This is a genomic window from Reichenbachiella sp., from assembly GCF_039941815.1.
Classification (GTDB): domain Bacteria; phylum Bacteroidota; class Bacteroidia; order Cytophagales; family Cyclobacteriaceae; genus Reichenbachiella.
Window position 1 is genome coordinate 187,520 of the sequence record NZ_JBDVDW010000032.1, and the last position, 26,157, is coordinate 213,676.

Below are 26,157 nucleotides of genomic sequence, written 5' to 3' on the forward strand. Positions count from 1 at the left end.
TTGTTGGATTATTTTCGATGAGTGAATCGATCATAGTTCCTTTGTTCCACGAGTCATTTCCTTTTTTCCGGGAGGTCCATCAAGCTCCTCAGTTACAAATCCTGCTTCTTTCAAATCCCGCTTGAATTGACCTTGTGCGCAGTAGGTTACGAAAATTCCTCCCACGTCGAGTAGAGTATGCATTTTCGTCAGTACTTCCCTTGACCACATCTCTGGCTGTCTCGACGGAGCAAAGGCATCAAAATAAATAATATCAAAACTCTTTTCTGGCAAATCAACATCCACTATGTCAGCCTCGATTTTAGTAAGAGAAAAATTGTCTGTAACACGTGTCCTCTTTTCCCATCCAGCCTGATGAATCATTTCGAAAAGTTTATTTGATCTGGAATCTTTCTTTAGTTTCCCATAGTTGAGCTGTTCGACTAGTTGCGGCCGCAGTGGAAATTTTTCAAGAGACGCATAATCTATACTATATTCATTTTCTTCGGAGGCTAAAGCTGTGAGCCATACGTTGAGCCCAGTACCAAACCCAACTTCGAAGATCCTAACATCTCCTTTACCAGGGTTAACCTGTCTGAAATATTCAAGTCCCATCTTTAAGAACACATATTCCGATTCGGTGACTGCCCCGTGGGTAGAATGATAGGTTTCATTCATTTCAGGGATTAGAAGAGACGATGAGCCGTCTCCGGTTTCTATGAGCTTAATCTCAGGCATTTTTATAAATCAACACTACAGCATGTGCGGATATTCCTTCTTCTTTTCCTACAAAACCCAACTGCTCTGTGGTGGTTGCCTTTATAGAAATGTCATTTTCTTCCAAACCCATCACTTTTGACAAGGTAGCTTTCATTTGAGGTATATGTGGATTTATTTTTGGTCGCTGGAGACAGATGGTACAGTCGACATTGCCTACATCGTAATTCTGCTCTTTTATGAGCTTCATGACATCGGCCAACAAAATCTTACTATCAATTCCTTTGAATTCAGGTGCAGTGTCTGAAAAGTGAAAACCAATATCTCTAAGATTGGCAGCTCCCAGTAGTGCGTCACAAATCACATGGATTAGCACGTCTGCGTCCGAATGCCCAACAGCACCGTGTGTATGCGGAATTTCAATACCTCCGAGCCAAAAGGGATGCGCTTCTGCCAGCTGATGCACATCATAGCCATATCCTACTCTAATGTTCGGTTTCATTTTTTAATTGTCTTTGCTTTCTCCCAATATTTATCCATTTCTTCCAAGGTCATTTCGCCAAGTGTCTTTCCATCCTTTTTGCTTTCTGTTTCAAGGTATTGAAATCTCTTGATAAACTTCTTGTTGGTTCGCTCGAGAGCTTCTTCTGGATCAATATTCACAAATCTCGAATAATTCACCAGTGAGAATAACAAGTCGCCAAATTCATCTCTGGCCTTTTCTTCATCTCCTTTTTCAACTTCTGCCTTGAACTCGTCCAACTCTTCATGGACTTTATCCCAAACCTGATTTTGATTATCCCAATCAAATCCAACACCACGGGCTTTCTCCTGAATTCGCATCGCTTTGACCATGGCTGGCAGAGATTTAGGTACTCCGCCAAGGACTGACACATTGCCTTTTTCCTTTAGCTTTAGCTTCTCCCAATTCTCCTTGACTTCTTTTTCGTCTTTGACTTCGGTATCTCCATATATATGTGGGTGCCTGTGAATTAGCTTTTCGCAAATGCCGTTTAGCACATCTGCTACATCGAAGTGATTGGTTTCCGATGCTATCCGAGAATAAAACACCATATGCAACATGATGTCTCCAATTTCTTTTCGTACCTCTTCCAGATCATTTTCAAGAATAGCGTCGGACAGCTCATAGGTTTCTTCTATTGTGAGGTGACGGATAGACTGCAGCGTCTGTTTCATGTCCCAGGGACAATTTTCTCTGAGCTCGTCCATGACAGTCAAAAGTCTGTCAAAAGCCGCCAGTTTGGCTGAGCGATTGGTGTCTGGCTTACTTTTTGCGATCGGCATGAAAAATGATCTTGATCATTAATGTGGAATTTTTGACAAAGCTATTGGCTTTAATGTTTAAATTTGCATTCAACATTTGAAAATATGACTACAATATTATTAGGAATTGGATTTGTGGCGATTTTCTTCATTTTAATGAGTGTAAGGCTCATTTTTTTAAAAAATGGGGAATTCAAAGGTACTTGTGCTTCACAGAATCCATATCTAAATAAAGAAGGGGAAGCTTGCGGCTATTGCGGTAAAACTGTAGCAACTGGTGACTCATGTGGCAACCCTGACAATGAAGTAAACAGGGTCATGGAAAAATTCAACTAGCATTTCTTAAAGGATTATTAATTAAAACGGTAGGGTAAAAGCTAAAATTCGAAAGTCATTTTCGAATCTCATTGGTTTGTCTAGTTTTGCGCACCCAAAAAAAACCTTATACATCTATAGATGACACTAATTAAATCAATTTCCGGAATCAGGGGCACCATCGGTGGCAAGGAAGGAGAATCACTTACTCCCAACGACGTAGTAAAATATACCGCAGCCTTTGGGCATTGGGTGAAGGAAAATTCAGGAATCAATAAAATAGTAATTGGCAGAGATGCTCGTCCATCTGGAGAGCTGATCACAAAAATAGCGACAGGTACTTTACAAGGTCTTGGAATAGACGTTGTGGATTTGGGGCTCTCTACCACACCTACAGTAGAAATGGCAGTCTCGGCAGAAAATGCCGGAGGTGGTATCATCATCACTGCAAGTCATAATCCGAATGGCTGGAACGCACTAAAACTATTGAATGCCAAGGGAGAGTTTATCTCTGCCAGCGATGGAGAATCAATTCTCGAATCGGCTGATTCTGGTGAAATCGAATTTGCCTTGTCGAAAGACCTGGGAAAGTACGAGCAGAATGACTCATACATTGACTACCATATCGACCGAATCCTTGAATTAGACTTGGTGGATGTTGAGGCCATCAGAAATAGAAACTTTAAGATAGGAGTGGATGCTGTGAACTCTACTGGAGGAATTGCAATACCAAAGCTGCTTGAAAAACTTGGTGTACGTGATTACAAGATTTTCTTCGGTGAGCCGAACGGACTTTTCCCCCATAACCCTGAGCCTTTGCCAGAGAATATTACACACCTCTGCAATGAGATAGAAGGCGGACATTTGGACCTTGGTATTGCTGTTGATCCGGATGTAGACCGACTGGCCTTTGTTGGAGACAATGGAGAGCCATATGGAGAGGAGTATACACTAGTGACGATCGCTGATTATGTGGTCAAAAACAAGCCAGGAAATACAGTGTCAAATATGTCCTCCACCAGAGCACTAAGAGACGTGACTGAGCGTGCAGGAGGCCAATATGAAGCTTCTGCTGTCGGTGAAGTCAACGTGGTGGAAAAGATGAAGTCTACTGATGCAGTAATTGGCGGAGAAGGAAACGGAGGAATTATTTTTCCAGAATTACACTATGGTCGTGATGCACTCGTGGGGATCGCTCTGTTTTTGACACACCTTGCGAAATTTGGTAAATCTGCGTCGCTGCTGAGAGCCATGTATCCCAATTATCATATTTCAAAAAACAAAATCGATTTGACTCCTGAGATTGACGTGGATTTCGTTTTGGAAGAAGTGAAAAACAAATACATCAAACAACCTATTAATACTGAAGATGGTGTAAAAATCGAATTTGATAAAGAATGGGTTCATTTGAGAAAATCTAATACGGAGCCTATCATTAGAATATATGCTGAGTCAGATTCCAGAAATACGGCCGATGCTATGGCCAACAAATTGATTATGGATATCAAAGAAATCGTGACTGAGAAAGTTGAAGACTAGACCGGTTCTTCCAAGACACAATTGAAAAGCTGGATCATTCGATCCTGCTTTTTTTATGAAGTCTAAAATAGCTCCTCAAAAAAATTGATCATTGCCTGCCATGCCCGACGATTGGATTTCTCCTGATAGAACATACCTTTCTCTGGAAATTTTGCTGCTGGGTTGGTAAAAGCATGACCGGTGTGGCCAAATGCAAGTATTTGCCAATCTGCGTTGCGTTCAGTGAGTTCATTTCCCAAATCAACCGTACTCGCAGGATCAGCCAATGGGTCGTCCCATCCGTGCAATACTAAGACTGAGGACATGATGTCACCGTGATGTTCTATTCCAGGCTGGTCATATATGCCATGAAAGCTAACCACACCTTTCAGATCATATCCTGACCTAGCCAAATCCAGCATGGTTTTACCACCAAAGCAGAATCCAATACCTCCGACCTTGTTTACATCCACACGGTCATTCTTTTTGAGGGTATCCACGGCTAGCATGATATTATTAAGCAAGAGGGATCTGTCATCCAAAAAAGGCTTCATGAGTGCGTCGGCTTCCTCGGGAGTAGTTGCTCTATTGCCGATACCATACATATCCAGAGCAAACCCAACGTACCCTAATCTGGCCATTTCTTCTGCCTTTTGAATTTCAAATCCAGATTGACCTTTAAATGTATGAGCCACCAAGATACCTGGTCGCTTACCTACTATTTCGTCATCCCAGCAGAATACTCCTTCAAATTTTTGATTCTTGTTCTCATCCTGATAAATTAATTTCTCTGACTGTATCATATTCGTTTAATCGTGTATCACCCGCGCGCCTACTTTGTCTTTTATTTTAAAAAATTCATAACGTAACTCTGTTCCTTCCTTTTTGTCAAATTTAAAAGTATTGGTTTTTGAATCGTAAAGCACTTCAAAATATTGCTCCTCCAATTCACCAGATAGAATTTGAGTGCTATTTACTTCAGAATCTCTTAGATGGAGCATACTTGCATATGCTACGGGTAGAGAGAGAATAATATAATCTTCTATATACAAATCGTGCTGCTGTCCATTGAGCGTAATCTTGATTCCTTGTTTTGTCTTTTGAAACTGAGTGCGGTATAGATATACATAGCCATAAACATCATCTCCAGAGGGCTCCCTTTCTATAAAATTTCGCTTGTTGTAGTATTCGATTACTCTTGAGATATCTTTCCAACCAAACTTGAATCCAGATGAAGCAATGTAGGCTAAAGACTCGTCGTCATCAGCTACAAATGATTTGAAGGTCTCGAGTCTTTCTACCTTTTTTGATTTTTTTTCAGTAAGGCCAAGCGCTTTTTCAAATCGTCCATCCTTCTCCACATATAGACTCTGATCATTGCCGGTGTTTTCAAATAGGGAAACTCTGCCTACTTTCAGTCTTTTCAAAAAAAAGTAGCCGCTACCTTCCGATTCAGGGTTTGATTTTAGGAAGTAGGTTCTTTCTTTCATTCCTTCACTGTAGCCATAGACCAACTCACAGGGATAAGTTTCAAATTCTTTGGTTTGCTCATTCTTAATCTCCACCTGATCATCATACATGACCAATCTTGTGTAGGCAATTCGTTTGCCATTTTTCAGAACAAGGCTATCCTGAGAATAACCAGCCAGAGGGCAAAACATTGCAATGAGGAGTACTGCTGATACTTTCATGAGGAGGTGTGCTTGTTAATAACAGTCCTCAAATATATAAAAGGTCGTATCTAGTGAAGCCCTACCTCTACAAAAGAATAAAAAAAGCCTTACAGCATGCTGTAAGGCTCAATCCTCAAGCCTAATTATCAAAACTGTATCCTGTATAATATATCTGGGAAAAAGCCGATTTGTTCAACTACATTAATTTGGTCTGTAACTTCATTATAACGCTTCACAAACTCATTTTTTCTATTTGTTACATTTTGTAGATCAATAAAAAATTGATGTGAAACATTCTTTTTACTGCTGTTGATCCTAACTCCAAATTTTACATCCCATCTGAAATATTGGCCATATCGCATGGTATAAGCTTCATTTTCAAACCGAACTTCGTCTCCAGCATTATTTCTTGTCCCCTGTAGATCTATAGGTGTGTACGGCTTCCCGCCTGATGTAGTCAGCTTGGTATCAAACGTCCAGGCATTTTTTTGCCCTTTACCAAATTTCCATTCTTTACCAAACAGAATATTATATACATAATGATTGTTGAACGCCGTATTTCTTTCTACTCCATCGCTCCCTTCATATTTGGAATCGAATAGCGATGCAGTCATGAGCAGATAATAATTATTGCTGAAGAATTTTTCGAGCGTTACCTCTGCGCCATAGTTCTTACCTGTGCCGTTGTTAACCAACGAGCCTTTTTCTTCGAAAACAAAATCAGCCCCCTCGTTTAAGATAGAATAGCTGCTTGGAGATTGCTCCACTGGCACATCAAATATATGCTGATAGTAGGTCTCTGCCTTCAGACGCCAGCTTGGACCCAAATTTCTATCATATCCCAGCACAAAATGGTGGCTCCTTGTAAAATCAAGATTTGTATTCGTTTTTTGATAGACTCCCGGACCTACTTGCTCTTCATAGAAAAGTATGGGACTCGGCACGGCCTGAGCATGAAGCCCATAAGCAAAACTTATCCTTTGACGTGGATCAAATTGCCAACTGATTGCAGCACGTGGTTCGATGGCAATAGATTCCGTAAAACTGTGATATTGACTGTGTAAGCCGACAGTAATACTCAGATCGTCAGAAACCTTATGTTCGGTCTGAGCAAATCCCTGTGTCACCATATACTGATCCTTAAAATTTCTAATAAGCCTAAAATCGTCTGGAACTCCATCTCCGTCCGAATCAGGTATCCCTGGCTGATTGTCTCGGTCTTCAACAAAAAAATTGGCGTCATATAGTTCAGCGACAACACCCGCTCTTAGCGACCAGCTAGCATTAAACTTCTTGTTGAGAGTGGATGATAGATTATATCTAATCTCGGTATTGTCGACATTGGTAGACCGGTATTTCAATAGCGTATTTCCTTCGGCATCCTTGATCAGATTATCCTGATTGTAGGTGTTAGCCGTAGCCGACGCGCCAAGGATCGTTTTCAGATAAGTGTTTTTGTTTAGTCGGAGCAAATGTGATAATCCTATGACTCCTAGATCACTATTGACATAGGCGTCTTCATTTGGATTGGCGAATAAATCTGTTTCGTCTATCTCGTCTCCGAAAAAATCAATACTACTTAGCCCGCCAAGTCCAAAAATTTCAAACCTCCCTATTTTCGAATCTCCAAGGTTGGCCTTAAAAGAAAAATCATGATAGATCGGAATCGCACTGGTCCCGGGCGCAGCGAACCGCGCAATGCCATATCTATATGAGGCTACAAAGGACGAATTATTTCCACGCTTAATTGGACCCTCTGCCATAAATTCCAGTCCGGAAAATGCAGCCAATTGACCGGTAAACTCATATTTATCCGTATTACCGTTTCGAAAGTTCACATCAAATACCGCCGCATTTGCATTTCCATATTCGGCAGGGAAAGCCCCAGTCATAAAATCTGAGTTTCTGAGTAGATTGGTATTGAGTGCACTTACGGGGCCACCTGTAGAGCCTATCGTATTGTAGTGATTGACGGTAGCCACAGGCATGCCTTCGATTCGCCAAAGCAGCCCACTGGGTGAATTTCCACGAACGACTATATCATTTCTAGAGTCATCAGGAGCACTAACGCCGGCAAAAGAAGCAGCCATTCTTGCTACATCATTTCTACCACCTGAGAATCGAGTGACCTCTTCCAGGCTAAATGTTCTCGCACTGACTTTAGCCAGTTCATTAATTGGCAAATCCTTGTTGGCATCGGCCGTCACTACGATCTCTTCAAGTTTTTCGACGGATTCTTCAAGTTTGATTTGAATTACCACTTCTTTTCCTGTAGTCACCAATACATTTGGTATAGTTTGGTTTTTGTATCCCAAGTATTGCACAATCAGTGTCTGGCGACCTATCGGAACATTTTCTAATTTGAAATAGCCATTCACATCGGCTACCGTACCGAGATATGGGTCTGAGCCAATCAGTCCTACTGTAGCTCCAAATAGAGGGTACTCGGCTTGGGCATCGAGTATTTGGCCTTTTACAGTCTGAGTCTGGGCTGTTGCTTTCAAGCTTATTAGTGCTACAATCAATCCTAGCACTAGTATCAACTTCCTTTTCATGGTTTTCGGTTTTGAATTTTTAATATAGACTCGAAATTAGAGGTTGAGTTTACTTTCTATGAACATAAAATGACTGAATTGGGAAATATTAGGCTTGAATCGTGCTATAGCAAGGATGAATATTTACATAGAAATCGTCTCGGTTTCAATAGATGTTCTTTTGGTTTCAGCCACCGGTTTTCCCGGTTCAACACCAAACCACACGCCATATGAGAAAAAACATGATATAATTGTGTTTGAAGATTATCTAAAATTGTTGCTGTAGGCAGTGAGGAAATGAAAACTCGTATAGATTTAAGGAAAATGAAATGGCCAAGTGAGAAAGTAATTCGGTGGACTGGAATTCCTCTCATGGGGTTTGCAATGACATTTATTGTAAAAGATCATGGGCATTTACAAAAGTCGCTCATTGAAAACATTATTATATCTACCATCTTTACCTTGGTGCTTTGGAATGGAGCAGTAATAATTATTTTTTGGCTCAGGCGTAAATACCCCGACATTCATCTGACTGCTAGACGTTTGACTACCACGATGCTAATAGTGACCGTGTTTTTGATCATAGCTCCTAATACCATTAGATTAATTCTTGGCATCAGTACATGGGAGGAAATCATTCAACTCAAAACCATTTTTTCGCATTCGGAAATCAACATGGTTGCCGCCTTTATGGTATCCTCGATTTATGAGGGGGCATACTTTTTTGGGAAATGGAAGGAATCTTTTGCGCTTACAGAGCAATTGAAAAATCAACAGATTCGTACTCAGTTTGAGGTGCTGCAAAATCAAATGAGTCCACACTTCTTGTTTAATAGTCTCAATACCTTAACTACACTGATTGCTGAAGATTCGAAATTAGCCATAGATTTCACGCAGACCTTATCAGAGGTGTATCGTTATATCCTTCAGAATAAGGAGAAAGAACTGGTCAGACTGGAGGAGGAACTTGAGTTTTCGAAATCTTACATCTATTTATTACAAATGCGATATCCAGAAAATCTCCATATCAATTTCGCTGTGGATCATCGTCACTTAGATCTTTTTATTGCTCCACTCACACTTCAGATGCTCATCGAGAATGCCACCAAACATAATATTATTTCCAAAACTGAGCCGCTGACTATTGATGTATATGTTGAAAAAGGAGATGTCATTGTAGTGAAAAACAATCTCCAACTCAAGAAAACCTTAGAAAAATCTACAAAAACCGGACTGGCGAATATCAGAAAAAGGTACCAGTATTTGGGACAGCGAGAAATAGATGTGATTATCTCTCAAAAGAATTACATGGTAGCTGTGCCGCTAATAGAAATGCACACAGAAGTCGAATTTTCAAAACAACTATCTTATGAAAGTTCTGATCATTGAGGATGAGGCCCCTGCTTTTCGCAGGCTACAAAAGCTATTAGAAGAGATAGACCCCTCTATTGAAATTGTTGAAGTCTTTGATGGCGTAAAAGAAGCGGTAAAATGGTTCAACAATCATCAGGGACCTGACTTGATCTTTATGGATATTCAGCTAAGTGACGGCCTGAGCTTCGAGATTTTCGAGCAAACTGAGATCAATAATCCTGTAATATTCACTACTGCATTTGACGAGTATATGCTCAAGGCATTTAAGGTCAACAGTATTGACTATTTGCTCAAACCAATCAATAAGGACGATTTGCAGCATAGTTTGGATAAATATCGCTCATTGAAATCACAGTTTTCTGATAGCCAACCTACCACCATTCAAGATTTAATCAAGAACATCAGATTGGACGACCGTAAGTTTAAATCGCGATTTTTAGTTAAAATGGGAGAGAAAATGATGTCAGTCGAAACAGAAGATATTTCCTGCTTCATGGCCAAATCTGGAGTGGTTTTTTTGCTTACAAAAGCAGGTAAAAAATATCTGATAGATCAAACACTTGACGAAATAATTAGAGAATTGGATCCTGATAAATACTATCGAGCCAATAGACAATTCGTGCTAGGCTATAGTTCTATACAAGCAGTCCATAAGTATGGAAAAAGCAAATTGATGGTAGAGACGAATTTCGATCACGAAGAGCAAATCATTGTAAGTAGCGAAAAAGCCACATCCTTTAAGGAGTGGCTTGGTTAGGTGTTTCTCGGTCTTTTATATCTTACTTACCAATCTTCCAGGCATCATCTGGAGTCCCGGCAAAACAATTCGGTGTAACTGGAAAGTCTGCAGTAATCACATAGTAATATGTACCGTCCGGGTATTCAGGTGTTACTCCGGTACGTCCATTACATTCGTCCAAATCCCCCAAGTCTTCCACGTATTCGAAATCTTGGATATACGTACCGTCATAAGTCCCATCCGGAGCAGAAGAACCATCTCCTGGTCGACTTCCAGATCTGAGTTGATAGCTGGAAAGAAGCTCCTTAATTGATGATGAACCGTCATTCTCGTCAGAGTAACCATACTTGTAATAGATCGGAAATCCATCTGCCGCAAAACCATAAATCAATGAGTGTCTGCTACCATCTTCCTCATCAGCCAGTGCCACTATATCGCCGTGATAATGATAGTTACCAGCGGTTGTCACATGTGCACCATAGGCATCCAATCCAGTGTCGTTCTCTTCTGTAACTTTCGCTTGCCACTCCCAATTCTCCTCACCGTCATCTGGATTTTCCCAAGGTTTTAAGCCCATCGGGTGAAATTCTACGCCATTGACTGCCACCCCAAATTGATAAAAATTGTCATTGGATGGAGTGGGCCCTCCAGTCTCATCATATACATATGTGACACTCGCTGCCTTCTCTGGTGTTAGGTCTAGGTCATGCGTAGATTCTATTGCAGTAGGATCTGCATTAGGAAATGTTCCCACGTCATGGCTGGGATATTGATTAGAAGAAATGGTTCTGAGGTCACCGCTGATAGAGAAGCAAACCTGACTTATAGTAGTACTACTATAAGAACAACTGGATGTACTTCCTTCTTCTGCATCGTACTGATTGTCATATATGTGACTACCAGAGTATGGAACAAGCTTGAAATAATAAGATTTATCTTGTTCCAGGATGGTGAGATCCAATGATACAATCGATGTTCCATTGTAAATCAATTGCTCTCCCACTCCATTATAAGAAGTACTGCCATCCAGATCATCTCCATCCGTCAGGTCAGTAAAACTGTCTTCTGTATTAATAATAATTACATATCCATCGGCGTCATCCATGGCTGTCCACGAATCAATAGTAAGGCTGTTGCCATTCTGATTCGAAAAGCTAAAAATATCGGTCGAAGTATTTGATTCGCTTACTTCTACCTCGAAGGTATCAGATACAGTCGCGTCACTTGGGTCGGTTGCGGTGACTGTCACATTAGTGGAACCAGCTCCTACTTCCGTAAGAGTGAGCGTGGTGCCGTCTATACTCACAGTCACTATAGATTCATCTTCACTCACTACCGTCAGCGTCAGATCATCATTGTCTGCATCTTCGAAAACGTTGGCCAATTCCACCGTCGCTGAACCAAATCCAACATTCAATGATTGATTAGAAATTACATTGGCGACAGTTGGTGCTTGGTTCGTACTGCCAGACGAGGATATCTCGACAACAAAAGAATCAGAAACACTGTCTCCATCGCCATCTTCTGCACTTACAGATATGGTGGTGGTGCCATTACCCACTTCAGTGAGGGTAAGAGTGGAACCTGAGACAGCAACGGTTGCTACCTCTTCGTCGCTTGATGTAGCAGTAAATGTCAGGTCGTCCCCATCTGCATCAGAAAAAACATCCGACAAAGAGATGCTCTCCGTACCGAATCCTTCTGCAAGTGTGAAGTCTGCAATTTGATCCGCTACCGTTGGAGCAGAATTGCTTGAGCCGTTAGGCTCATCTTCGTTGCACGAAGACAACAGGCTTAGTAACATTAAAATTACAAGGCTAGATTTCAGTAAGCGTGAAAAATTTTTCATTACTAGTATTTTATGGTTGTAGATATCCGATCGGCATTGAGGCGAAAAGATCTGTTTTTCTGATAAAGTGACATTCTAATTATATTGGTTTGATACTTCACGACTGACAAGAGCACCGTGTTTTTGACTTCGATTTCAACCACTGGCTGATAGGGCAAGTCAATTTTTGCTATTATAATAATCATATCTTCATTAGTCGAAAGATCCAAATAGTCCAGTGATACTTGTTGACTGTTGATTGTGAAATTGAGATTTTGATCCAGATACTCATTCAGTTCACATTGGAACTGTCCAATGTCGGAAGAATTGTCTTTAGCGTTAATGGCCTGTATGACATTGGATCTATCTAGCCGAATTTGGAGATAATATGAATTCTGTTTTTCATAAATTTCAAAAAAACCAAAATTAAACTCATGACTGAAGGCCGATGAACATATCATCAGCCCAGAGAATAATAATGCGTGTCTAAGAAATAAATACATTAAAATTAGATCGTAGTTGAATCAAATATGAGACGGTAATAGTGGTATTATCCCTACCTGGTTCGTTGACCAAAGTATACCAAGTTACTAAATGTAAGCATGCGAAATTTTACATACTGTAATAAAACTCACGTTCTTTTGCGAATTTGTTAAATAATTAACCTTTAGTTTATCTTTTGGCCAAAACAAGACCAATAAAGAATTTTCCCTTCTATCTTTGAACCCTTCAAGAATGAACCTCGTACAAGGTGTTTACTTCCTAGTGTCAGGATCATACTCAAGAAAATGAAAAAAACGACATTAAATAATATCTCAATAATGAACATCTGTTGGATGTGTTGTTGCTGTATGTACTCATATAGCGGGAGATATACATTTAGTGAATTATTGATTAGAAGCACTTAATCAGCATAGCAATAAGACATTAAAAAGCCTCTCCCGAGAAATCAGGAGAGGCTTTTTTATTGAATAAAAATCAAAATATACCATGCAAAGTTTTAGAACAGAACTTGAAAATTTAGACAATCCAGTTGTCCAAAAAGACATAATAGCCTTAGCCGATAAAATTCAAATCTTTAGAGAAGGTAAAATAGATCCGGACAAGTTTAGAAGCCTAAGGTTGGCCAGAGGTGTCTACGGTCAGCGTCAGCCTGGTAATCAAATGGTACGAATCAAAATTCCATTTGGAAAAATGACAGTCAAACAACTGAGAAGGATTGCGGATATTTCTCATGAGTACGGTGGGGGTAATCTCCATGCCACTACCCGACAAGATATCCAGATACACTATGTCAGTCTGGATCGTACACCAGAGCTTTGGGCTAAACTGGAACAAGACGATATTACTTTGCGTGAAGCGTGCGGCAACACGCTAAGAAATGTAACGGCTTCGCCTGTGGCAGGCATAGACAAAGACGAACCTTTCGATGTGTCTCCATATGCTCATGCCCTCTTCAAGTATTTTCTCAGAAACCCTGTATGTCAGGAAATGGGAAGAAAATTTAAAATCTCCTTTTCATCAAGTGAAAAAGACACCGGAATCTCATTCATTCATGATATTGGATTCATTCCAAAGTTGAAAAAGGAAGGCGGCAAGGAAATAAGAGGATTCAAAGTAATGATAGGCGGGGGACTCGGAGCACAGCCTGTGGCCGCTCAAAAAGCCTACGATTTTCTTCCCGAAGATCAGATGATTCCATTTACTGAAGCCTTGCTGAGAGTGTTTGACAGATACGGTGAACGTAAAAGAAGAATGAAGGCTCGTTTCAAATTTCTTATCTCCGAAATAGGTATCGATGAAGTAATGAGACTGGTGGAAGAAGAGAAAAAAGCTTTAAGTACGCAATCATTTGTAGTAAAAAACCTGCTCGGTCAGCCTCTCATTCCAGAGAAACTAGGATTTTCGGATAAGGCAATAGCAGACTTGGAGAAATATGAAGCTTGGAGAAGCACCAACGTGTTTGAACAAAAACAAGCTGGATTCTATGCAGTATCCATCAAACTGCCAAACGGTGATATGAACTGGGAAAAAGCTCACATTTTTGGTGATGTGGTTTTAAAATATGCGGCTGATGATATCCGGGTGACTGTGAATCAGGGATATTTACTTCGGTTTGTGAAGGAGGAAAGTCTGAAGTCCTTGTTTGCTGAGTTGGACGCGCTTAATCTCGCTGACCCTGGTTTCAACAGTACAGGGGATATTATGGCTTGTGCTGGTACAGACACCTGTAACTTGGGCATTTCTAATAGTACTAGGGTAGCTCTGGAATTGGAAAAAGTAATCGAGAAAGAATATCCTGAGTTGATCAAGAACAACGATCTACATATCAAAATTAGTGGGTGTCCTAATTCTTGTGGTCAACATGCGATAGCTTCTATAGGATTTCATGGATCGTCATTGAGAAATAAAATTAATAAAAAGACACTTCCAGCAGTACAGGTATTGCTTGGAGGAGGATTGGGTAAAGATGGCGATGGATTTCTTGCAGAGAAGGTCATCAAAGTCCCTAGTAAACGCAGTCCTGACGTCCTTCGCGTTTTGTTCAACGACTATGAAGAAAACGGCAACGAGGGCGAATACTACTATGACTATTTCAGACGTCAGGGTAAAGATTATTTTTATCAGCTCTTGAAATTTTTGGCTGACCTGGAAAGTCTCCAACCGACTGATTATATCGATTGGGGCAAGGAAGAACAATTCGAAGTGAAAACCGAAGTTGGCGAGTGCGCCGGTGTTATCATAGATCTCTTTTCAACTTTACTGTATGAAGCAGAAGAAAAATTTGCCTGGTCTGTTGAAGCGTTTGATGGCGGTAGTATTGCCGATGCGATCTACCATACCTACACTGTGTTTATCAATGGGGCCAAAGCCTTACTGATCGATAAAGGGGTAACGGTCAACAATCAGGTGAGTGTGATGCGGGCATTTGATGAAGAGTTCGGTTCAGATTTCAATACCGTTACAGGAGGTTCGTTCAAAGATTTTGTACTTAGAATAAATCAGACCGAACCATCACCAGAATTTGCGCTTGTCTATAGAGATGATGCGGCAAGGTTTCTTAAAAGAATCAAAGAAGTACAAAAAAATCAGCTGGTAGAAGAACCAGCATAATATAACCTGAAATGAATAATTCGAAAACTCCGAAATTGACGTTAGTTGGCGCTGGACCTGGTGACCCGGATTTGATTACACTAAAAGGAATCAATGCCATAAAATCTGCCAATGTCGTACTCTATGATGCCTTGGCCAACGAGGAGCTTTTAGACTATTGCTCGCCTGAGACCAAAAAAATATTTGTTGGCAAACGAGCCGGTTTGCACCACTATCAGCAACACGTCATTAATCAAATGATCGTCAATCATGCCAAAAAGTATGGACATGTAGTTCGTCTCAAAGGCGGTGACCCTTATGTATTCGGCCGCGGTCATGAAGAATTGGAGTACGCAGAAAAATATGGCCTGATCGTGGATATTGTCCCAGGAGTGACTAGCGCAATTTCTGTACCTGCACTAAGCCAAATTCCATTGACGAAAAGAGGACTAAACGAAAGTTTTTGGGTGCTGACAGGTACCACCCGCAGCGGACAACTATCTGAAGATATTAGGCATGCTGCAAAGTCGTCTGCTACAAGTGTGATTCTAATGGGTGTGAAAAAACTGGGACAAATATTAGAAATCTACTCCGCAAATGGCAAATCACGGACGCCGGCTGCGGTCATTCAAAATGGCTCTACTCCAGAAGAGAAAATGGTAACTGGTAATGTCGCAACCCTCGAAGAACTGGTAATAAAAAATAATATCGGCTCCCCGGCTATAATAGTCATCGGAGAAACTGTAGCTTTAGGTAAGGAAAAATTAAACAGCACATTAGATAAATTCGTTTTATCTGAAAAAACCACTCAAATATGAAGAACGGCAACAATTTATTCCCGGTATTTTTTAAGCTGGAACAGCTGCAACTTTTGATTGTAGGAGGTGGGCATGTCGGATTAGAAAAACTGACTTCTGTGCTGACCAATAGCCCTTCTACCAACATTCGATTGGTTGCTAAAGAAATCAGTGATGAGGTTCGAGATATGGCAAAAGATCATCCGAATGTGAACCTTATAGAAAGAGAATTTAGGCCTTATGACCTGGAAGGCATTGAGCTGGTGATCGTGGGAATTGATAACACGCGCACCAGTGAGCTGATTCGAGACATGGCCAAGACCCGAGGCCTAATGGTGAATGTGGCTGATAAGCCGCAGCTCTGTGATTTCTATCTGGGCTCCGTGGTAAAAAAAGGTGATCTAAAAATTGCAATATCTACTAATGGTAAATCCCCAACGGTAGCCAAACGGATCAAAGAATACCTCAACGAATCTATTCCAGAAACTATCGACGAAGTGCTTCAGAATATGAAGAAAATTCGTGAACGACTCCATGGTAACTTCGATTTCAAAGTACGAACTCTTAATAGTATTACTAAAGATTGGTTGAAGGGCTAGGGCAATATTCTATTTGTATCCTATTTCTTCGGTTAGAGCAATTTTACTTTTAGCAAAATTCCCCGTACCAAAGCCAATTTCCTTGCCGGACTCATTGAATAATGTTGACTCTGCGGTGTAGAGGTTTTTAGATTCAAACCCTACTTTTCCTATTGCTTTTATTTTTCCACTACTCACTGGCCTTATGAGGTTGATATTGAATGAAGTGGTAAGAACAAAGACGTCTGTGACAATGGAGCTAACAGCAAAAAAAGCGGCATCATCCAATAATTTAAAATATATCGAGCCATGCGTGGCTCCCAAAGCATGAAAATATTTATCTGTGATGGTTAGTCCTATTTCAGCTGTTTTCTCCGTGATACACACTGTTGTGGTATCAAATATTTGTGTATTGACATTGGCACCCAAATACATGCGTTCTAGTTTGGTGTAATGCTGATCCATTGATAAAATCCGTATTAGTTTTTAGACTTTCCTGTCAAAACAAGATAATACTTTATTAGAAAATTAGTCAAAGTTAAACTCCAGAGATTAAACCCAAATTCTATTCAGAAAATTGATCACATTTTTACCGCTGATATGTTCAGCCGTCTCACGTGAGAATCGTTTTTCAATATTTTGAATCATCAAAGAATAGCTACCAGCGTTTTCATGCTCCGGATGATAAAATGGCTCTCTTGTTCTGTCTGGGTGACTGCCTGTAAAAAAGAAATCTGCTCCAAAACAGATGGATTCCTTGCCTCCTAGCGTAAGCCCGTGATTGATGTGGTCGTAAATCGTATCTGGATAATTGTCATCGACGAAGGCTCTTAGCAGATTGACCCCTATCAGCCCTTTTCTATTGATAATCTCTTTTGCCAATTCATCTGGCAAATTGCGATTGTGATCATATATAGGGCGATAGTTGGAATGACTGGCGATAATAGGAAAATCGAGATTTTTTTTGTCGATGAATTCTAATATGTCATGAGCCAAAGGATCACTGGTATGCGACAAATCAATTGCAATTTTTCGTCCACTAATATATTCAAGAAGCACTCGTCCATCGTCTTTGAGACCAACCTGAGTAGTATTCCCTCCACCAAATCTGTTTTCCAAATGATGCGTGAGCCCGAGATATAATACTCCGCTGGTATTTTCTATTATGCGTTCTAGCTTTACGAACCCATCATCAAGTGTGTCCTCTGCCTCACAAAAGCCTGAGGCATTTTCAATGGCCGCAACCATGCCTACTTTTTTGTCAGACATCACTTCGGACAGTGCCTCAAGGCTATTCGCCAAAGACAACTGATCCTGATGCTCGTTGAGCAATGATTTGAAAATTTGACTCTGCTCTAAACCTAACCTTGAGCTGCCACTACCTGTGGCAGTATAAATAGCCATCACTTGAAGCCTCACCCCGCCTTCTTTTAACCACGGAATAGAACAACCGATGTCATTTTTTCTGAATGGGTCTGGATTAGGTGCACTTTGTAGATAGGATAACAAATCACAATGAAGGTCAATGTTTGGGAAAGCCATAAAAACGATTTCAAATTATTATTGTCCTCAAATGTAATGCAAGAGCAACTTATACAAGTCAATCCCCATTGACGCAGAGTAAAGGGCAAAATTTTGAAACCAACTCTCAAATAAGATTCTACAGCTAGTGTTGAATATCAAGGTCAAATGCTATGATTTCACTCGGGTCAAAACCAATTCGATGAGACTTTACTTCCAACAAAGTCGCAGCCGTTGGAACGATAACTGGCTCGGTATATACCTCCCAGGTCGATCCCGTTCTTCCAAATTTCTCATCAATAAATCTATAGCCAAGTGAGGCTCCAGGCGTTGTGCACGAAAGAGTAACGCGTTTATTCTTAAGTGTCATTTTTGGCTCGTCCGTTTTTGGTTTGCCAGATTCCCCTTGCCAAAGTTTATTGATCAATTCTGATTCTGGTAAGTTCGGGTCGTCGTTGATCGAGATCAGCCAACGATCCATTTCTGCACTTAATTCACTCCGTTTGTTTTCATAAGCCGGATCTGAAGCCAGATTGACGAGTTCGTGCGGGTCGAGTTTACAATCGAACAACTCCTCTTCGGGTTTTGTCTGGCGAAACCATTGTGCTTGTTCGGCATTCAGTTGGCCTTCTTTTTCCAATCGAAGTAACTCTTGCATCGTTGGTATCCTTTCACGATAAGCGATTGGCAGATAATAGCCTTGCTGGGGTCGATAGTTGCGAATGTATTTGAATCTATGGTCTCGTACAGCTCGTATCACATCGGTATAACCATCAAATCGATCAGCGGCGGCATGTATATACTCTCTGTCGCTCAAGGACGCATCTTTTCCTAGAAATGGTCGTCCTTGAAAGTAGTCTGGCAATTCGCTTGAAGACAAGGAGAGTACAGTAGGTGCAAAGTCTACAAAACTGATCAACTGTTCGTCTATTTTACCAGCAAGTTGCTGATTGGGAAATCTAATGATCATCGGGGCATTGAGTCCAGCATCATACACCATGCGTTTCTGTCGAGGAAGGGGTCCTCCATGATCAGCAAAGAAGAAAATAATTGTGTTTTCAAGTAGACCGTCAGCTTCTAACTGATCCAGGATAGCTCCCAATTGAGCATCCATTTCAGCAATATTGTTGTACATTTTCCATAGGTCGTTTCGGACAATCTCATTATCCGGGAGATATGGAGGTATTGGGAAATCCGATTGCTTCGACACATGCATTTGAGCCCTGGTTTGTAAAGCTATTTTAGCTGAATCCGTTAATACCAAGGCTGTGTCTCCTGCATGATAATGTCTAAACTCACCAGCTCTTATTGGATAAGGCTCAAACAATCCTGACTCGTGGGTCACCATAAAATTAAATACAGAAAAAAAGGGTTGATTTTGGTTCCGATTTCTCCAATGTGCCAATTCACTGCTCTCATCCCAAGCGGTGACCGGTGTCGAAAACTGATAGTCCTCTTTTACATTATTGGTACAATAGTAATCATTGATTCGTAGCCATTCGCTCATCAATCGTACCTGAGGAGGTGGTACTGCTTCATAGGGCGGTAATCCTGTAATCTCTGTATGTGAATTAGTTCGCATGTGGTTTGCCCCGATGCTCGACGGGTACATACCTGTGATGACGGCAGTACGGCTTGGTGCACACACTCCAGATGGCGAATAGACATGTGGGAAGACAACTCCTTCGCTTGCCAGTCTGCTTAGGTTTGGAGTACGAATGGTAGAGTCACCGAACGGAGGTATAAAGGGCCCCATATCCTCGGTGACAAGCCACAGGATGTTGGGTTTCTTTGGTAAGTCTAAATCATTGTAGTTGACCATCTCATCTTCCGAGAATTTTGTCCTTTGGCAGGCAGATATTAATACTCCCAATGAAAGAGCCAGGAATAACGCTATTGAAAAATTTGGCCTGATGTTATGCACGATAGACTTATTTGCAATATTTTTCAAAGTAACTAGGTGATTCACTTCCTTGTGTTATCCATTCTTTACAAGCCTCACTTTTTCTTCCCATTTTATACTTAGCCAACACTCTTTGAACTCGAGCTCTATGATATTTAGGTTCAATCATTTCGCACTTATTGTAACAATCAATGGCACTTTCATATTCTTGGTGTTCTAATAATAGATCTGCGATTTTAGCATAATATTTATAATCTGTCGTGTCTTTTCTTCTTAGTTGTTTAATGCTTTCCCTAAGATCATTTTGAATATTCCACAACACCTGCACTGAATCAAAACTATTTAATTCAACTTGGGCCTGACTTCTTGTAATCATACCTTCTTTAAGTTTTAATTGGACCAATCGTTCATGCGCTGAATGAAGTTTTAAATATGTCAAGTATTCCTCAAGCAGAGGTATCAATTCGCTTTCTGATAATTGATCTAGATAAATTGACTTTTCTAGTTCGGATATCCGAATGGAATCAGTTTTTGTGAATTCTCGTTTAGATCCAAATGAATCAAGTAGTTGGCTATGAAGTTTCCCAAGGGCAAAATGATGTGCTTCTTCAAAATTCATTTTGCTCTTACTACAACCGAACAGACAGAAACCTACTGTTATTAATGATATGAATCTAAACATTAGGCAGAATCTAGCTTTTTTGCATTTAAATAGCAATGCGACTTCGTTCAATTCTAATCGCAAACGGTAAATCAGATGATATCACATATAGAAGGAAGACATTATAGCTCATAGTTATATCATTTGTTCCACTCTGTTTGATATTCATCTGCCTTGGAAGCTGCTTCTCTATTTTTTATGACGAGATGATTCTTATCGAGATGCTTGCTACGATAGCCCAAGAGGTGAAGAAATGGCTTGGCCAAAAAACGCGCAACGTTAAGGTTGACTACCATCGCGTCATGCTCTGCTGACTTCCATCTAATGCCTGGAAGAAAAGGAAGTAGGTGGGCAAGTTTTGTTTTTCTAAGTACAGCAGACAAGCGCAGAAAGAAAGGATGTACTTTCTTAATTTCAAAGAAACCTTCCTTTCCCTGATTTTGATACAGTGGCATAAATACTCTTCCAGAGTTAGACGCAAGAATGGTCTTTCCGCTTAGGGTAGCCATCTCCTGGCCTTTTTTCACCTTTTGGAAATTGACGAATCCGGGTTTCATTTGAAACTCTTGACCGTCCTTGATTTCGAATCTGAAACTAATTTCAAAAATGTCCCGTGAGGTGGCAGACGTCTTGGCTAGCTGCTCATAATAGTGATAGTATTCTATGAGCTCCTTATCCACGGAGCCAGCGAAGGCCAGACTGAGATAAATAAAAGCCAGCTGATTTTGAAAAGCTGCCGGATCGTCATGCTGTCCTGCCTCATAGCCAAAGGAGACGTAGCCCATCTCATTGATATAGCTCAAGATCGGGCCTTCGAGATATTCCTCGACACCCAAGATCATGGGGACAGGAAATTGCTCCGCAAAGCGGCGGTTTAGCAAGCTGTCGTTGACAATTACAAATGGAATGGATTCACTTGAAGTCGTATGCAAATCCATGAAATAGAAAGGCCCTTCTTCCTCTTCGATAATATCGTGGATCGTCTTATAAATTTCGTATTGCTCTTTCTTCTCATTTATCAATTGATTGTCAAATCCATTTTGTAAATCTTTGATTGCATCGCTGGTCCAAATCCTATTGAGATCTTCTGCACAGAAGCGCGTTCCTTTCTCAAGTGCACAGAGGTTTCCTGAGATTGCATAAATGTTGCCTTTTATGTTAGCCCGAATTGGAGACAGCTCTTCTCCGACCTGATGCAAAGCCAATAAGCCGGTATTCTCATTTCCATGAATCCCTCCAAAAAACACAACCGTGGGCCCTGGCTTTTCTCCTTCAATCTTTGCAATGATTCGTCCTACCTCTACCGTTCGGTTGAGTACCTTGTTGTGTACTTTAATCATGATCAAAGGGTATTACATCCTTGATCGTAATAATTCCCACGAGTTCTTTACCCTGAACTACAGGCATACAACCGTATTCCAATTTTTTCATTAGCTCTATAGCTTTAGATATTTCTGTGTCTGGGTGTACTGTTACCACATCTTTGGTCATGATATCAGCTACTTCCAGATAATCCACTTCCTCTTCCATTTTTTTGTACCGCTCAAGATGCGTCCAGGTCAGCAAACCACATAGGTCACCTTCTTGATTTTCTACTGGGACATGGTGGATGTTTTTCCATTCCATGACATTGGTGGCTAATCTGGCCAGATCACTATCATTTACGATATATAGTCTAGTGGACATGATGTGACTGACCAGATGAGCTGTGCTTTTTGCTTTGTTTTCCGCTTTTAGCATAGGCCATAAATGGACTGGCTGGTCTTCTATCTTTTGATTGTGATGCAATGCTTTGGTCACTGTAAGCAGCGCATCATCTTTCTTCATTTCTTTACTTAGGTTTCTATAGTTTTTTATTAACCATTTGGAAGCGGTCTGACCTTCAGCACGCTGCGCTATTATACCTAATAGTTTTTCTATATCCTGTTTGTCTATTCCCTCCTTCTCAAGGCCAGAATAGGCCATTGGCAGCAGCTCATTTGTAATTAATTTTGGCACTGGCACCTGGTCTCCATTCCAATGCAAAGCAGAATCTTTACCTGTTCTGGCAGCGTTTATAAAATTTGCCTTTGCATCCCTAAAATCCATCTTGCTTGCCATATGGTCGTACTGAGAAGGGCGTCCTTTCATCAGTCCAATCCAAAAGGCAAAATTTGCCATTTGGTCTAGCACTGTAGGGCCCGATGGAATGTATCTGTTTTCTATTCTCAGATGCGGTTTTCCGTTGCCTACTCCGTAGCAAGCTCTATTCCATCTGTATATCGTGCCATTGTGAAGACATAGGGCTTCTAGCTTAGGGATGTTACCCTTACCAAGCTCCTCCATCGAATCTTTGGTAATATCCTTCGTTAGGATCACATTGTACAGTGCGGCGTCATTCTTAAAAATGTCCACTGCAGATCCTTCGGCCCAGTGGTTTCCGATGGTGACCCGTGCCTGTCTGTCTCTTAGCGCTCGTGTCGAGCCACGAGTGTCTATGCTCTGTTGGAAGAGTGCGATTCTTGTTTCACTCCAAAGCTCTCTTCCCAGCAATAAAGGTGAATTGGTACATACGCTCAAAACGGGGCCGGAAATCGCTTGCGCCCAATTGTAACTTGAAATAAAATCATCTGATGTGATTTGCAGGTGCATCTGAAAACTGGTATTGCAGGCTTCAAATAAAACTGAATCATGTCGGATGGTGAGTTCGTCCACGCCACTTAGATTCAATTCAAAATCGCCTCCTCGCAATTCCCTGGCGATTTCATTTAGATTTCTATAACGGGGACTTGGAGTCATGTAATCGAAGCCCAATTCTTTCTTGCCAATGGTAGGAAGTATCCCGGCAAGCACTACGTTGTTGTTATACTTTTGAGCTACATTTTGAGCCTTAGCCAGCAAAGACTTTAACGACGACTGCATTTGAGCAAAACATGCCGACTTGAGTTCTATGGGATCTAAATTGATTTCCAGATTGTATCGAGCGAGTTCTGTAGTAAAATGGGGGTCATTGATAGCTTTTAGTACGTCCTGAGCATGCTTGGACGGTCGCCATTGGTCGGTGACCAGGCAAAATTCTTGTTCGGCACCAATTCTGATCGTATCATTTTCAATCAAATTGTCATTGATCATGGTCTCAAGCGCCTTGATATCACTTAGCAGGTGCTTGATAAACCGAGCGCGAGTTTGGTCATCCCTCATGGCAGTATTTTTAAAATCTCATGGTTGATTTCATGATACAATTCATGAAATTTTCTTACCTACCAATTTACTTACAAATGGAAGGGTAAGTACCTATGCAAACCAGACCTTAGTCCATCAAAATGATGATCTTAATCATATAGTCTCTCGAGTTCTAGTATCAGAATTTGGCAGCAATCATGTCCTTGTTGCATACCATTCCCGCCACTGATCCAGATGATACAGCCAAGGATACAGATCTGAGATTGGAATTGTCGCCACAGGCATAAATACCCTCTACACTGGTCTTTTGAAAATTATCGACACTGATTAATCCTTCTTCATTGATATCGCAACCAAGTTGAGCTGGAATCTGACAATGCTGCTCAAATCCAGGGCTAGAATATATGGCGTCGATGGCTACCGATGATTGATCCGCGAATGAAATCTGGCTTACCTGTCCTTTTTCATGTTCTAACATTACAATCTTTTTTTCAACAATATTGATCCCATGATGCTCGATTTTTTGCTTTTGTTCTGAGTTGAGCAATCCAGGGCCATTTGTGCAGAGCACAAGATCATCAGTCCAATGTGAAATCAGCATGGCATAGTGATAGGCAATATCAGCATTTGCAATGATTGCTGTTTTCTGACGTCTAACTTCATAGCCGTGGCAATATGGACAGTGTAGGACCGAAATGCCCCAACATTCCGAAAACCCGGGAATCCCCGATGAATGATCCTTCAGACCGGTAGCAAAGATTAGTTTCTCAGTAGAAAATACATTTCCCGATTGTGTTTCAATTACAAAGCCAGCCGCCATTTTCTTTCCTCTAACGGCTAGATCCTGATGAAAATGAATGGATGGGTAGGCCTCCACTTGTAGTCTAGCCACTTTGGAGATTTCTGCTGGGGGCTTTCCATCCTGGGTAAGGAAGTTATGCGAGTAGGGAGTTTGCGAATTGCAAGGCTCACCATTGTCAATAATGAGCACCTTTCGGAGCGATCTCCCAAGCGCCAGCGCGGCTGACAAACCAGCATAGCTTCCTCCTACTATTATTATCTCGAAGTTTTTTGCGTCTTCCATAATTCAATTCTTTTTGATATGGAGGCAAAGTTATTTTATTTATGCAACATTGTTGCATAAATAAAATATAAAAAAACTCCTCTTCGTCCCCTTTTATCTATCCAATAACCAACGGATCCTGTCAAATGAGAACAAATAATGAAGAGCGGTCACGGCCAAAAATAAACCTGCGTAAGAAGAATAATTGAGATCATAGATCATCCAGCAGGCTAGTCCAAAAAACAAGAATTCCAGTAATAATCGAATACATCCTGATATAGGAATAGGTGCTGATCCCGATCGGCTTGGGTCGTTTGGTACAGCAAATACACCCCAACAAGCCGCTGCAAAAACAGGAATCACTAATGCCAACACATACTTGAATTGTCCCCCGTAATCCCAGCCCCAGACACCCATGGCTAGTAGGGCTATAAGTTCTAAAAGAAATCTGATGGCAAGATTAAGCGGATGAGCACCCATATATTCGATTTGCAAAAAGTAAATCCTCTAAACTAGTGAATTCTTACTTCTGAAATACAGCACGGAATTTTTCTTGCCTATTCGAAAACTTTCTGAAAACTATTGTCTTCTATGATCTGCCCTAGTATTTGATAATGATTGGTTTGCATTTTATCAAATAGAAAATTGCCCATGCTGATCCGTTTCACTCCCCAATCTTTCAGGATCGCAAAAGACGGTAGGCCGGGCATGCACATTACATTTACGGGTAGTTTTGTGCAGTCAACAATTGCTTTAATATCGTGCTCCTGGTAGGCACATGGAATAAAAATACCATCTACTCCAGCTTTTTCATACTGCGCAATTCTTCTAACAGATTCTTCAACGGCGTCGCTTCGACCCAGTAGAAAGCTGTCAGTTCTGGCGTTGATAAACATATCTATCCCCCGACTCTCTAGTTTCTTTTTGACTTCTGAAATGCAGCTGGCAAACTGAGTGGCCGACAGTAGGTCGCGTTCCTTTTCCACCTGACTATCTTCAATATTGACTCCCACTACTCCGAGAGCTGCGAGGCGCTGGATATGATTTGAGATCACTGCAGGATCTTGACTATATCCGGACTCTAAATCTACCGACAGAGGAATGCTTATTGCCGTGCATATTCTTTGTACTATATACTCCAACTCTTCAAATCTCATCTCCTCTCCGTCCTGATATCCGAGCATGGATGCAATGGCAGCACTTGACGTGCCTAATGCCTGATTACCCAATTTTTCTGCGGTTTTAGCGCTGGCCACATCCCAAACATTTGCGATGAGCAGAGGTTGACTATTCTCATGTAATTTCTTAAAGTCACTCATGATTTTTTTGACAAAAAAACACCTTCACATTTTCACATTCAACCGATTATTGAACAAGCATTTTTTCCTGGTTAATCAGACCGGTGAATAAAACATGAA

Annotated in this window: 24 protein-coding genes; 7 read left to right on the top strand and 17 right to left on the bottom strand. The window is 40.9% G+C overall.

The genetic code is table 11. The annotated features are described in order from the left end of the window. Nucleotides 1–30 precede the first annotated feature (30 nt). Genes mnmD through mazG form a run of 3 tightly spaced genes read right to left on the bottom strand, consistent with a single transcriptional unit; the run spans nt 31 to nt 2,001 of the window. Nucleotides 31–717 carry a tRNA (5-methylaminomethyl-2-thiouridine)(34)-methyltransferase MnmD gene (gene mnmD, locus ABJF11_RS08070; protein ID WP_348119295.1) on the bottom strand — a complete coding sequence of 229 codons (687 nt, stop codon included), beginning with the start codon at nt 715–717 and terminating at the stop codon, nt 31–33. Then, nucleotides 710–1,198 (bottom strand): 2-C-methyl-D-erythritol 2,4-cyclodiphosphate synthase, encoded by a 489-nt coding sequence (ispF, locus tag ABJF11_RS08075; RefSeq protein ID WP_348119296.1) that lies wholly within the window; start codon nt 1,196–1,198, stop codon nt 710–712. Before ispF ends, mnmD begins: the two co-directional genes overlap by 8 nt. Then, nucleotides 1,195–2,001, bottom strand: coding sequence for a nucleoside triphosphate pyrophosphohydrolase (gene mazG, locus ABJF11_RS08080; protein ID WP_348119297.1), 807 nt, complete (start codon nt 1,999–2,001; stop codon nt 1,195–1,197). The genes ispF and mazG overlap by 4 nt, the downstream gene beginning before the upstream one ends. Before the next feature lie 84 nt (nt 2,002–2,085). On the opposite strand from mazG, the gene ABJF11_RS08085 reads away from it, so the two are divergent. Both ABJF11_RS08085 and glmM read left to right on the top strand, forming a co-directional pair. Next, complete coding sequence (locus tag ABJF11_RS08085) at nt 2,086–2,316, top strand: hypothetical protein (RefSeq protein WP_348119298.1); 231 nt, start codon at nt 2,086–2,088, stop codon at nt 2,314–2,316. Nucleotides 2,317–2,436: 120 nt separating this feature from the next. After that, a complete protein-coding gene (gene glmM / locus ABJF11_RS08090) occupies nt 2,437–3,834 on the top strand; it encodes a phosphoglucosamine mutase (protein WP_348119299.1) in 1,398 nt (465 codons plus the stop codon). 62 nt (nt 3,835–3,896) lie between these two features. Here the strand turns inward: glmM and ABJF11_RS08095 are convergent, their stop codons facing one another. From ABJF11_RS08095 to ABJF11_RS08105, 3 genes are all read right to left on the bottom strand, one after another. Further along, entirely contained in the window at nt 3,897–4,616 is a 720-nt protein-coding gene (locus tag ABJF11_RS08095) for a dienelactone hydrolase family protein (RefSeq protein WP_348119300.1), read from the bottom strand. Nucleotides 4,617–4,622: 6 nt separating this feature from the next. Next, nucleotides 4,623–5,504 (bottom strand): hypothetical protein, encoded by an 882-nt coding sequence (locus ABJF11_RS08100; protein ID WP_348119301.1) that lies wholly within the window; start codon nt 5,502–5,504, stop codon nt 4,623–4,625. 128 nt (nt 5,505–5,632) lie between these two features. Continuing rightward, entirely contained in the window at nt 5,633–8,041 is a 2,409-nt protein-coding gene (locus tag ABJF11_RS08105; RefSeq protein WP_348119302.1) for a TonB-dependent receptor, read from the bottom strand. Nucleotides 8,042–8,344: 303 nt separating this feature from the next. On the opposite strand from ABJF11_RS08105, the gene ABJF11_RS08110 reads away from it, so the two are divergent. Both ABJF11_RS08110 and ABJF11_RS08115 read left to right on the top strand, forming a co-directional pair. After that, nucleotides 8,345–9,409, top strand: a complete 1,065-nt coding sequence (locus ABJF11_RS08110) for a histidine kinase (protein WP_348119303.1) — start codon at nt 8,345–8,347, stop codon at nt 9,407–9,409. Beyond that, nucleotides 9,390–10,151: a response regulator transcription factor gene (locus tag ABJF11_RS08115; protein ID WP_348119304.1), complete on the top strand. Its 762-nt coding sequence runs from the start codon at nt 9,390–9,392 to the stop codon at nt 10,149–10,151. Before ABJF11_RS08110 ends, ABJF11_RS08115 begins: the two co-directional genes overlap by 20 nt. A 22-nt stretch (nt 10,152–10,173) precedes the next feature. Here ABJF11_RS08115 and ABJF11_RS08120 read toward each other — a convergent pair whose 3' ends face one another. Further along, nucleotides 10,174–11,982, bottom strand: a complete 1,809-nt coding sequence (locus ABJF11_RS08120) for a YHYH protein (RefSeq protein ID WP_348119305.1) — start codon at nt 11,980–11,982, stop codon at nt 10,174–10,176. A gap of 2 nt (nt 11,983–11,984) precedes the next feature. Next, nucleotides 11,985–12,422 carry a DUF6702 family protein gene (locus ABJF11_RS08125; protein ID WP_348119306.1) on the bottom strand — a complete coding sequence of 146 codons (438 nt, stop codon included), beginning with the start codon at nt 12,420–12,422 and terminating at the stop codon, nt 11,985–11,987. Nucleotides 12,423–12,951: 529 nt separating this feature from the next. Between ABJF11_RS08125 and ABJF11_RS08130 the strand changes: the two genes are divergently transcribed. The 3 genes from ABJF11_RS08130 to ABJF11_RS08140 are packed head-to-tail and all read left to right on the top strand — an operon-like array spanning nt 12,952 to nt 16,450. After that, nucleotides 12,952–15,075: a nitrite/sulfite reductase gene (locus ABJF11_RS08130; protein WP_348119307.1), complete on the top strand. Its 2,124-nt coding sequence runs from the start codon at nt 12,952–12,954 to the stop codon at nt 15,073–15,075. A gap of 11 nt (nt 15,076–15,086) precedes the next feature. Next, the gene (gene cobA / locus ABJF11_RS08135; RefSeq protein ID WP_348119308.1) at nt 15,087–15,872 is read left to right on the top strand and encodes a uroporphyrinogen-III C-methyltransferase; all 786 of its coding nucleotides are present in this window, start codon (nt 15,087–15,089) and stop codon (nt 15,870–15,872) included. Further along, a complete protein-coding gene (locus ABJF11_RS08140) occupies nt 15,869–16,450 on the top strand; it encodes a bifunctional precorrin-2 dehydrogenase/sirohydrochlorin ferrochelatase (RefSeq protein ID WP_348119309.1) in 582 nt (193 codons plus the stop codon). Before cobA ends, ABJF11_RS08140 begins: the two co-directional genes overlap by 4 nt. A gap of 9 nt (nt 16,451–16,459) precedes the next feature. On the opposite strand, the gene ABJF11_RS08145 is transcribed toward ABJF11_RS08140, so the two are convergent. The 9 genes from ABJF11_RS08145 to ABJF11_RS08185 form a co-directional block, all read right to left on the bottom strand. Continuing rightward, nucleotides 16,460–16,894: a PaaI family thioesterase gene (locus ABJF11_RS08145; RefSeq protein ID WP_348119310.1), complete on the bottom strand. Its 435-nt coding sequence runs from the start codon at nt 16,892–16,894 to the stop codon at nt 16,460–16,462. A gap of 87 nt (nt 16,895–16,981) precedes the next feature. After that, complete coding sequence (locus tag ABJF11_RS08150) at nt 16,982–17,971, bottom strand: membrane dipeptidase (RefSeq protein WP_348119311.1); 990 nt, start codon at nt 17,969–17,971, stop codon at nt 16,982–16,984. A 124-nt stretch (nt 17,972–18,095) separates the two neighbouring features. Continuing rightward, nucleotides 18,096–19,901: a sulfatase gene (locus ABJF11_RS08155; protein ID WP_348119312.1), complete on the bottom strand. Its 1,806-nt coding sequence runs from the start codon at nt 19,899–19,901 to the stop codon at nt 18,096–18,098. After that, nucleotides 19,882–20,472 (bottom strand): hypothetical protein, encoded by a 591-nt coding sequence (locus ABJF11_RS08160; protein WP_348119313.1) that lies wholly within the window; start codon nt 20,470–20,472, stop codon nt 19,882–19,884. Before ABJF11_RS08160 ends, ABJF11_RS08155 begins: the two co-directional genes overlap by 20 nt. 182 nt (nt 20,473–20,654) lie before the next feature. After that, a complete protein-coding gene (locus ABJF11_RS08165) occupies nt 20,655–21,854 on the bottom strand; it encodes a succinylglutamate desuccinylase/aspartoacylase family protein (protein ID WP_348119314.1) in 1,200 nt (399 codons plus the stop codon). Then, nucleotides 21,847–23,694 (bottom strand): CBS domain-containing protein, encoded by a 1,848-nt coding sequence (locus tag ABJF11_RS08170; protein WP_348119315.1) that lies wholly within the window; start codon nt 23,692–23,694, stop codon nt 21,847–21,849. The genes ABJF11_RS08165 and ABJF11_RS08170 overlap by 8 nt, the downstream gene beginning before the upstream one ends. 160 nt (nt 23,695–23,854) lie before the next feature. After that, nucleotides 23,855–24,760, bottom strand: a complete 906-nt coding sequence (locus tag ABJF11_RS08175; RefSeq protein WP_348119316.1) for an NAD(P)/FAD-dependent oxidoreductase — start codon at nt 24,758–24,760, stop codon at nt 23,855–23,857. A gap of 93 nt (nt 24,761–24,853) precedes the next feature. Next, nucleotides 24,854–25,219 carry a YrdB family protein gene (locus ABJF11_RS08180; RefSeq protein WP_348119317.1) on the bottom strand — a complete coding sequence of 122 codons (366 nt, stop codon included), beginning with the start codon at nt 25,217–25,219 and terminating at the stop codon, nt 24,854–24,856. A gap of 77 nt (nt 25,220–25,296) precedes the next feature. Next, nucleotides 25,297–26,058: an isocitrate lyase/phosphoenolpyruvate mutase family protein gene (locus ABJF11_RS08185; protein ID WP_348119318.1), complete on the bottom strand. Its 762-nt coding sequence runs from the start codon at nt 26,056–26,058 to the stop codon at nt 25,297–25,299. Nucleotides 26,059–26,157: the final 99 nt, after the last annotated feature.